Below are 9,963 nucleotides of genomic sequence, written 5' to 3'. Positions count from 1 at the left end.
TTTCCCAATCCGTTAACAGGTAAAAATTTTAAACAACAGCTCCATGTCGATAAAGGTTATGTAAGTATTGAGGCACGGGATAATGGCATTAATACATCTATAAAAATATGGGCCGATGTTTATAAGCCGGTCGCTCATATCAATATCAGCAGTAAGCAAATCATCAACGTTGAGGCTTCGTACGAAAGCTGGCGCTATCGTGATCGTACCGTAACCACTCGTGAAAATTGGGGCAACTCATGGAAGTGGGGAGCACCGAAAAACAATGTGTACAAAAAAGATGTGATCGATTTTCACAACAATGAAGTATTTTTTTATCATCACAACAGCAGCGAAACAATTTTTGATGCAGTGGTGAAGCAGCAGGGAATGCAAGCTGTGAAAGAGCAATTGTACAATCCCATTAAGCAGTTGGCATTCGGTGGTTTATTCAGCGGAAAGAATTATATCTCAGCCGGAACAGATACAGGCAAATATGCACAAACCGATTTCAAATCATGGAAACTGAAAAGCAAAACAGCAGCAAAGCAACATGCGCTGCAATTAACATTGCATAATGCACAGGTAAATGACATTACTGTATGGAAGCAATCGCTTGATTCCTTGCAGCAAAAAGTAAAAGCAGATAAAACAGCTTTTCAACAAACACAGCAATGGTGGAAACAATTCTGGAGCAGAAGTTTTATTGTTGTTGACCCGTTACAAAAAGATAAACGTTCATGGGAAGTTGGCCGTAATTATCAACTCTTCCGTTACATGCTCGCCTGTAATGCAAAAGGCGATTGGCCAACGAAATTTAACGGTGGATTGTTTACGGTTGATCCGATCTATACCGATACCATCAACAAAGGTCTTACACCTGATTACCGCAATTGGGGTGGTGGTTTACATACTGCACAAAACCAACGTTTGGTTTATTTTCCTATGATCAAGAACGGTGATTGGGATCTGTTGCAACCACAACTCAATTTTTATTTACGTCTTCAAAAAAATGCTGAGTTAAGAACGAAAGTTTACTGGAATCACAACGGTGCCTGTTTTACGGAGCAGATGGAAAATTTTGGTCTGCCCAATTATGCTGAGTACGGCACCAAGCGTCCCGACTATTTTGATAAAGGTGTTGAGTACAACGCCTGGCTTGAATACGAATGGGATACAGTTTTTGAATTTTGTTTGATGATGTTGCAGGAAGCTGAATATACAAGTAAAGACATTAGCGATAAAATTCCTTTCATCATCAGTTGTCTGCAGTTTTTTGATGAACATTATCAATATCTCGCCAGACAAAGAGGAGTAAAGGCATTGGATGGAAATGGTCAACTGGTATTGTTTCCCGGCAGTGCAGCAGAAACATTTAAGATGGCGACTAACTCAGTAACAACAGTTGCCGCAATGCAAACCATCATCAAACAAATACTTTCAACAAAAACTTCAAATCTTACTGTCGAACAAAAACAATATGTTGAATCATTGTTGAAACGTGTTCCCTCTTTAAGCTATCAGCAATTCAATGGTCACACAAGCATTGCTCCTGCAAAAACATGGGAACGTATCAACAATACAGAATCACCACAATTATATCCTGTATTTCCTTGGGGGATATTTGGCGTTGGTAAACCCAGGTTGGATACAGCACTTAACACATGGCATTACGACACATCTGTAATCAAATTCCGCAGTCATGTTGGCTGGAAGCAGGATAATATCTGGGCTGCTCGGTTAGGCCTATCAGAAGAAGCATGGCGCTTAACTTCTCTAAAATTACAAAACAGCGAACGTCGTTTCCCTGCTTTCTGGGGACCGGGTTTCGATTGGGTACCCGATCATAACTGGGGCGGTAGTGGCATGATCGGCTTGCAGGAAATGTTATTGCAGACAGATGGGCAACGCATTCTTTTATTTCCTGCATGGCCAAAAGAAAAAGATGTACACTTTAAATTACATGCACCATCTAATACAGCTGTTGAAGCTGAGTTGAAAGATGGGAAGCTGGTAAAGTTGATTGTATTGCCGGAAGAGCGGAAGAAAGATGTAGAGTTGATGCTGAAATGAAAGCAGCAACTGACACCCTCGTTTGATTCGTTGTTATAAATAAAAAACGCTGACAAGTTTAGAAATCTGTCGGCGTTTTATTTTATTCGTCAGACTAGGAAGGGAAGACCTGACAGGTTGAGCAAACAGGTTGAGCAAAATTATTCTGTCAGTCTTTAATCAAACCTATAACATATATAGGCTTAACCTGTCAGGTCAAAAAAGTTTCTCCCTGCTCAACTCACCAATCATCACTTCTAAAACTACTCACCGGAAACCCTTCCGTACTAAATAAGTCACCAATTACAAAATCCTTAAACGCATAACGAACAGCAACAGGCTCTTTCACATCAGGCGATGAAACAATAATTGTTCCTCCACTGATCAATGCTTTTGCCGGACGAAAAATTTTATTGGCACCTGCAACTTCAAACAACGATAATGTTTTGCCGTACGCAGTTAAACCGTTTGGTGCACCACTGAATTTAATGGTAACTGTACTCCCACTTACCGTCATAGATTCATAAGCCGGGCTTTCGTAACCAAAACCTTTCAGCCCATAGGTTTTTGCCAATGCCATATATGCTAAGCGTTTGCTGCCGGTTAATTTATCCATCGGGTGAATACCAAACTCTTCGCCAATATCCATCAATACAACCATGCCGCTGTTTGGAATTTTTGCTAATGCTTTTCGTTGTGCATCTCTTAAATAAGCCGAGTTGTTATTCACCACATTTACCGCTGCGTTGTTGTTATAGTTATAGGGAGCTATCTGGCAATAGTAAAATGGAAAATCACCTTGTCCGCTCTCATCACGAATTTGTTTTACAAACGCAGGGAACAATGTTTCATATTGTGCCGGACGATCATTGTTGCTTTCTCCCTGGTACCAAAGACAACCTTTAATAGCATAACCAAGAAAAGGTTTCAGCATGCCGTTGTATAATACAGTTGGCGTACGGTTATTCAATCGTGCAGTGTCGGTTGGTGATGGCACTTTTAATTCTGGAAATTGTTTTAATGTTTCTGCATCCATAAATGCTTCAACCGGTGATCCGCCATAGCTGATGTTTATCAAGCCAATTGGCACTTTTAATTTTTCATAAAGCATCTTCCCAAAATAATAAGCAGTTGCGCTGAAGTTGTTTACAGCTTCAGGTTCTGCCAATTTCCAGGGAGAAGCTTTTGTTGTATCCTGTGGGGTACGTTGTACTGAACGTGGTACAGTATACAAACGTATCTGGTCATTTGCTGAATTAAAAACAGCATCATTAGCGCCAAGTATAGGTTGGTCACGGAAACCTTTCATCGGCATTTCCATATTACTCTGTCCGCTGCATAACCACACTTCGCCTAGTAATACATTCTTCAATGTAACAGTTTCGCCATCACTGATGGTAATAGTATATGGTCCGCCGGCCTGGATCGTTTTTACTTTTACTTTCCATTTTCCATTGGCATCTGCCTTTGTATTATAGCTGGCTTTATTCCACGAAGTGTTCACTTTTACTGTACTTCCTGCTTTTGCCCAACCCCATATAGCTGCATCGGTTTGTTGCTGCAAAACCATGTTATCGCTAAAGAAATAAGGAAGTTTAATAGTGGCATTAGCGAAGGATTGCAACAATACTATTGCTGCAAAAACAAAGGCAAAACGAAGGATATTTTTTATCATGGCAAATAGAAGATTAAGGAAAACGAATATACTGTTTTCGATTCTTTGCCCATCATGCACTTACATGATAATCGTTAGCTTTATAAACGGTTGTTGCGGAACCTATCTTTTTTAGTAATTTCCCTTCCAGTTACAGCTTGCACATGAAGGAGATCAAGGAAAATAAAGAAGGCTCACATAAGAATATCTGGTACGGTCTTGGCCGTCAGCGTATTGAAATCCCCAAAACCATTCTAAAGTCGAGGGTGCTGGGTAATTCCCTGCTCAAGCATTTACATGTTTGTTCCATTGGTTATTATCCTAAAGCAAAAGATCATTATACCTACAGGAAGAAAGGATTGCCTGAGAACTTTTTATTTTACTGTGTTGATGGGCATGGCTTTTTCCAGATCGGGAAGCAACGACATGAAGTTGGCCCAAATGAATTTTTTATTCTTCCACAGAATGTTGAACATTCTTACGGCAGCAGTGCCGATCATCCATGGACCATATACTGGATCCATTTTGGAGGAGATTCATTGCCGCAGTTTAATGAGGTGCAGGAAGTGCAGAAACATTTTAAACCGGTGTATGTAAAAAACAACGGCGACATCCTTCCCATCTTCACTAAAATTTACAAAACACTTGAGTTAGGTTACAGTATCGATAACCTGTTGTTTGCAAATATGTGCTTATCACATTTTCTAACCTTGTTTGTTTACAATTCAAGACACTATGCAGGTACAAATACTGATAAGATCGATTGTGTAGATAGCGCCATCCTCTTCATGCAGGAGCATATCAACAATAATATTTCGCTGAACGATCTGAGCAAGCAATACAATTATTCTGTATCGAGATTTTCAAACCTGTTCAAACAGAAAACAGGGTATGCGCCAATCGATTATTTTTTGCAGATGAAAATGCAGAAGGCTTGTCAGCAGTTAGATTTCAGTGATCGTTCCATCAAGGATATTGCATTCAGTATGGGTTTTGATGATCCGTATTATTTCTCGAAGCGTTTTCGTACCATCATTGGTATGTCGCCCAAGAAATACCGTACAAGAAGGATTGATGAAGCAAAGGCAGATATGCAATAGAAGATCAGTTTAGCCCATCACCATTTCTTTTGCTGTAACCAACGATGAGTCAGTTGGTTTTTCGCCGCTCAGCATTTTTGCAACGGTTTCAATTTGCTCTTCTTTATTCAGCAAACGGATCTTTGTTTTGATCACCGATTTCTCTTCCTGTTTGTATACAAAATAATGCGCCGTTGCTTTCGCAGCAATTTGCGGCAGATGTGTGATAGTGATTACCTGCTGACGATCTGCTAACTCCTTCAATAAAATACCCACTTGTTTGGCGGCTTCACCACTAATGCCCGTATCAATTTCATCAAACAACATGGTTGATAAAGAAATTTTCTCTGCTACCAGTGATTTAATACAAAGCATCAACCGGCTTAATTCACCACCACTGGCAACTTTACTGATCGGTTCAAAACGGTTGCTCTTATTCGCATCAAACAAAAAGTTGATACTGTCCGTGCCGTAGTGATAAAGCGAAGTTGTTGTAAGTTCAACTTTCAGTCTTGCATTGGGCATACCCACACGGCTGAGCAATTCATTTACCTGGCGTGTAAAAGGTTCAATATGTTTTTTGCGCTGTTCATGAATAACAGCAGCTTCTTTATTTAACTGTTGCTGTTGTGCCGTTGCTTCTTTTTCTTTTGCTGCAATACTGTTGCCAAGGTCGGCAACTGATTGCTGTTGCAGTTGCAGTTGTTCCAGTAGTTGCAGTAATTCACTCGTGGAATGCAATCCATGTTTCTTCTGCAGCTTATAACCCAGCTCTAAACGTTCATTCAACTGCTGCATTCTTGCTTCATCAACACTGATGCTGTTTTGTAAATGATCAAGTTCCGAAGCAATATCGCTCAATTCAATTTGTACCGATTGTAAGCGGTCGCTGATGGCCGAAAGATCAGCATGCATATCCTTATACTGCTGCAAACGCTGCAACACAATTTTCAACTGTTGCACCACAGGTGTTTCACCTTCTTTTAAGAATTGTACCGATTCTGAAAGTACAGTGGCAATATTCTCTGCCTTGCTCAACAGTTTTAATTCCTGATCGGCATCTTCCAGTTCATTTTCTTTGAAAGAAGCCTGCTCTAATTCATCCAGTAAAAATTGTCGGTAATCCTGTTCTTTCTGTTGCTGCTGTTGTTGTTCTTTCAGCTGCTGTAATTCACGCTGCAGTTTTGCATAGCGTACATATTGCTGGCGGTATTGCTCCACACGGGCTGTGTTGCCAGCCAATGCATCCAATACTTCACGTTGAAAATCTTCTTCGCCCAGTTCCAATGTATCAAACTGCAGATGAAGGTCAACAAGTGCAGAGGTTAATGCTTTTAATTGAGCGAGATTTACCGGCGTGTCGTTAATGAATGCCCTTGATTTTCCATTGGGTGAAATTTCACGACGCAGGATCAATTCATCTTCTTCATCAATTTCGTTTTGCTGCAACCAATCTTTGATATGTTGATTCGATCGTCCGAAAAAAGCCTCCACCACGCATTTCTTATCAGCAGTTCGTAGTACGCTGCTGTCGGCCCGGTTGCCCAACACTAATCCTAAAGCGCCTAAAAGAATGGATTTACCGGCACCTGTTTCACCGGTAATAATATTTAACCCCTGTTGAAATTCAACAGTTAATTGATCAATAATGGCAAAGTTTTGTATGGAGAGTTTCATCAGCATATACGTTTCAAAACTAAATGAATTAATGCAAACAGGAATGGGTTGTTTATAGCTTTAAAAACAACCGGCAGCCAGGCAAAAAATCAAGATAAAAGCGACAGAGACTGCTACCTGTCTCACTCGCTTTTCTGCAAAAAGTAGCGGAAAGGGTTGTTTTGATTTGAAATCAAAAAAATGAACAACCGTTTGCGCAGAGTTTTCAACCGTTTGCGCAGAATTTGTACAGTTTGGCGGTTTGGAGAGACAGTATCTCAACTCTAAATTTGGTAACAACAAAGAATTAATAGAAACATCATAAATCATTTTTCAAAAATCGTTTGTGATGTATAAAGAAGATAAAACGATTAACGACGATTGCATCATTTTCAGACGAATGAACAACAACAGATCCATTTCCTGTAATTAACAGCTATCCTGCAAACACCGTGTATAGTTAACGGCAACTGAAAAGAGATAATGCGCATGGAGGCTTGCCCGATTTTCGAAAACTGACATAACATGATCTTTTGCATGATGAATGTAAAAGACAATTAGAATGAGATAAAAGGAGTGGTTGCCCGTAACACAGGTAATTGTTCAACGGATATTAACCTAACTAACTGTTTAATTATGAATAAGCGAGTGATTCTGGCTGCAAATGCCCGGAAGTGTATACTTACTGTTTTTACTTTCCTTACTTCATTGGGTGCAATTGCCCAAACCGATACCGCTTCTGTTCTAAAAGACTCCATTGTTGTGGTGGTTACCAACGGGGTAAAACTACAACACGAAGTAAATCTTGTTCCGCTTAAATATATTCAGAAGCAACCGGTTCTTTCGCTGCAACAAATGATGAAAGGAAATGCCGCCGGTGTATATGTGCAGGAGCCCAGCGGTGAACCCGGAACTGAACAGAACATTTTTGTACGTGGTATTTCATCACCCCTTTTAAGTAAGCGTGAGTTGTTCGATCAGCAGGCTGCTGTATTTCTCAATGGAATTCCACTTGTGCAGGATAATCCCTTTGCATATGAAATACAGAAGTACGATTTCAACCGCATTGGCCCTGCAACCAATTTACTTGCTGCTGTTAATCTGGATAACATTGAATCGATTGAAGTAATAAAAGATCCCGTTGTGCTTGCAAAGCTGGGGCCAGTTGCAACAAATGGTGCTATCTGGATCACTACAAAGAATGCTCATTCAGGTTACAGAGAAATTTCCATCAACAGTTATTATGGTTTTGCACAAACTCCTTCTATTACACCTGTAAACGCAGCTTACGAAAATAATTTCCGTAAACCTTTTTACGATCGCTTTGGTACACTGGCCGACAGACTTAATTATCCTCCTTATTTACGTGATTCAACCAACGTGGATTATTACGGTCCTGCAAACTGGATCGATAACTATTATAAAAATACACCGCTGTACAATGTTGATCTGAGTTTAACCGGTGGATCGGAAAGAGCCAACTTCCGTTTTTTTGGCGGAGCCACGAAAAATGCATCAAGTGCTGATGAAACAGCCATCAACCGCTACACTGGTTCATTCTTTATTAATGCAGCGCCTATTAAGTGGTTAATGGTGTCGAGTATGATCACGTATAACCGCATGGAACGTACACGTAACCGTAACATACGTGACCGTTTGGCTGAACAACGTTATAATCCTGATCTTACAAACCCACTTACGCCCAATAAAAATCTTTACAGTTCTTACCTCAATGAATTTAACAAGGCTATTGACGATAATATTTCGAACGTAATACAGGGATATTTTGCTCTATCGGCCAATCTCAACAAATTCAGCTATAACGGGCGCATTGCTTTCGATTATAACGAAGGTATCCGTGATGCATTCTGGCCAACTACATTATTAGAGAAGAACAATTTTGTATCGAATTATTTCGGTTACAATCAACGTGTGGTGATCAGCAACACGGTTTCTTATAAAATAAACGTGAACAAAAGGCAGAAGTTATTGCTTGAAGCCGGACAAAATTTTATGGCCGATACCTACAAGTATGATTATGCATATGCCTACAATGGTCCTAACGATTTCGTAAAGATCAACGTAGTCAATGGTGATCCTAATGCTTCTGATTATCTGTTGCCCACTGCTTTCAGGGTGTATTATTTCCCGGGTAAAATGCGTTCGGCATTAGCATCTTTTTCAGGCAATGCTACTTATTCGTTTAATGATGTGTTGAAGTTACATGCAGTAGTCAGCAGAGATGGTTCATCGAACATGCAACCCGATAACCGCTGGACCACTAATTTCTCGAGTGGTGCAGAATGGGATATCAAAAAACAATTTGAAACAAAACTAAAGCGCATTAACGCATTTACTTTAACTGCATCATGGGCACGTTTGGGTAGATTGTTGAGCGACGACAGGTTTAATGCAGGAGCACAATATCGTGTAGATATGGGATGGGGTAATGAACCAACACTTGGTTCTTATGTTGGCATGCCCGGTATTTCAAGACCATATACAAGCGGATGGATCGGCTATGGTATTCCATGGGCTTACAGCGATCAGTTGAATATCGGTTTCCGTTTGGCAACACTCAGCAATCGTTTAAAACTTGCACTTGATATTTATAACAGGGATGATAAGCAAATGTTGCTGCCGGTTCCGGTTCCTGTTGAATGGGGTTATACCAGTGCTTATAAAAACGGTATGCATGTTCGTAACAATGGAATTGATCTTACGGTTTCTGCTGATTTACTTCCTGAAGAAACAAATACAGTCAGCTGGAATTTTGCACTCAACCTCAACTACAATAACAATAAACTCATTGCATTACCCGGCGGTTTGCAGGAAGTGATCATTGGTAATAATAAACTCGAAGTAGGAAAACGTATTGATGCCTTTTGGGTATTATTAAACAACAGGAGTGGATCAGCTTATCCTCCTACAGGATTGGCAACGAGCTACAGAGGAGTTCCTTTTACTGCAGGTGATCCACGTTGGGTAGATGTTATTAATGATGATGTGATTAACGATGAAGACAAAGTATTAAAGGGTAATTATATTCCCAAAGTAAGTGGTGGTTTCAGTAACTCGGTAGGGTTTAAATCCTTTACACTTGATGCACAGTTTTATTTCGCAATTGGCCGCAAAGTATTAAACCAGTATGCATCATCACGTCTCAATTTTATAAATGTTGAAGCAAGTAACAACATCAACTCAGTAAAAGAAATTACGTTCTGGGAAAAGAAAATGGATCTGTCATCTTATCCCATGTACAATCCCTGGAGTGCAGTTGTTCCTTACCGTCTTGAACAGGATCTGTTTCTCGATGATGCATCATTCCTGAAACTTCGTTCACTTTCACTCAGCTATAATTTAAAAGCAGATAAAAAGAAAACATTCACCAGTTGTGTGTTTTATGTAACAGGTACAAACCTGTTCACACTCACGCCATTCAAAGGTGATGATCCGGAGCTTGTGAATTACAACGGTATTTATACAGGCTATGGTTTGCCGCTTTCACGCACATTCATTACCGGTGTAAGAGTAGGATTATAA

The 9,963-nt window shown here is 40.1% G+C and carries 5 protein-coding genes; 3 read left to right on the top strand and 2 right to left on the bottom strand.

Going from position 1 to position 9,963, the window contains the following annotated elements; all coding sequences use genetic code 11:
* On the top strand, positions 1 to 2,052 hold a 2,052-nt coding region (locus tag VK159_RS11940), incomplete at its 5' end, for a DUF5703 domain-containing protein (RefSeq protein WP_324230366.1).
* Between the two features lie 220 nt (positions 2,053 to 2,272).
* Here VK159_RS11940 and VK159_RS11935 read toward each other — a convergent pair.
* On the bottom strand, positions 2,273 to 3,706 hold the full coding sequence (locus VK159_RS11935) for a sialate O-acetylesterase (RefSeq protein ID WP_324230365.1): 1,434 nt from the start codon (positions 3,704 to 3,706) through the stop codon (positions 2,273 to 2,275).
* Positions 3,707 to 3,849: 143 nt separating this feature from the next.
* Here VK159_RS11935 and VK159_RS11930 point away from each other — a divergent pair, with 143 nt between their 5' ends.
* A complete protein-coding gene (locus VK159_RS11930; RefSeq protein WP_324230364.1) occupies positions 3,850 to 4,785 on the top strand; it encodes an AraC family transcriptional regulator in 936 nt (311 codons plus the stop codon).
* Positions 4,786 to 4,794: 9 nt separating this feature from the next.
* Here the strand turns inward: VK159_RS11930 and recN are convergent, their stop codons facing one another.
* Positions 4,795 to 6,441: a DNA repair protein RecN gene (recN, locus tag VK159_RS11925; protein ID WP_324230363.1), complete on the bottom strand. Its 1,647-nt coding sequence runs from the start codon at positions 6,439 to 6,441 to the stop codon at positions 4,795 to 4,797.
* Positions 6,442 to 7,056: 615 nt separating this feature from the next.
* Between recN and VK159_RS11920 the strand changes: the two genes are divergently transcribed.
* Positions 7,057 to 9,963, top strand: a complete 2,907-nt coding sequence (locus VK159_RS11920; RefSeq protein WP_324230362.1) for a SusC/RagA family TonB-linked outer membrane protein — start codon at positions 7,057 to 7,059, stop codon at positions 9,961 to 9,963.

Source organism: Lacibacter sp. (genome assembly GCF_035299325.1).
Classification (GTDB): Bacteria; Bacteroidota; Bacteroidia; order Chitinophagales; family Chitinophagaceae; genus Lacibacter.
The sequence above is the reverse complement of the archived record's forward strand: the minus strand, read 5'-3'. Positions and strand labels throughout refer to the sequence as shown.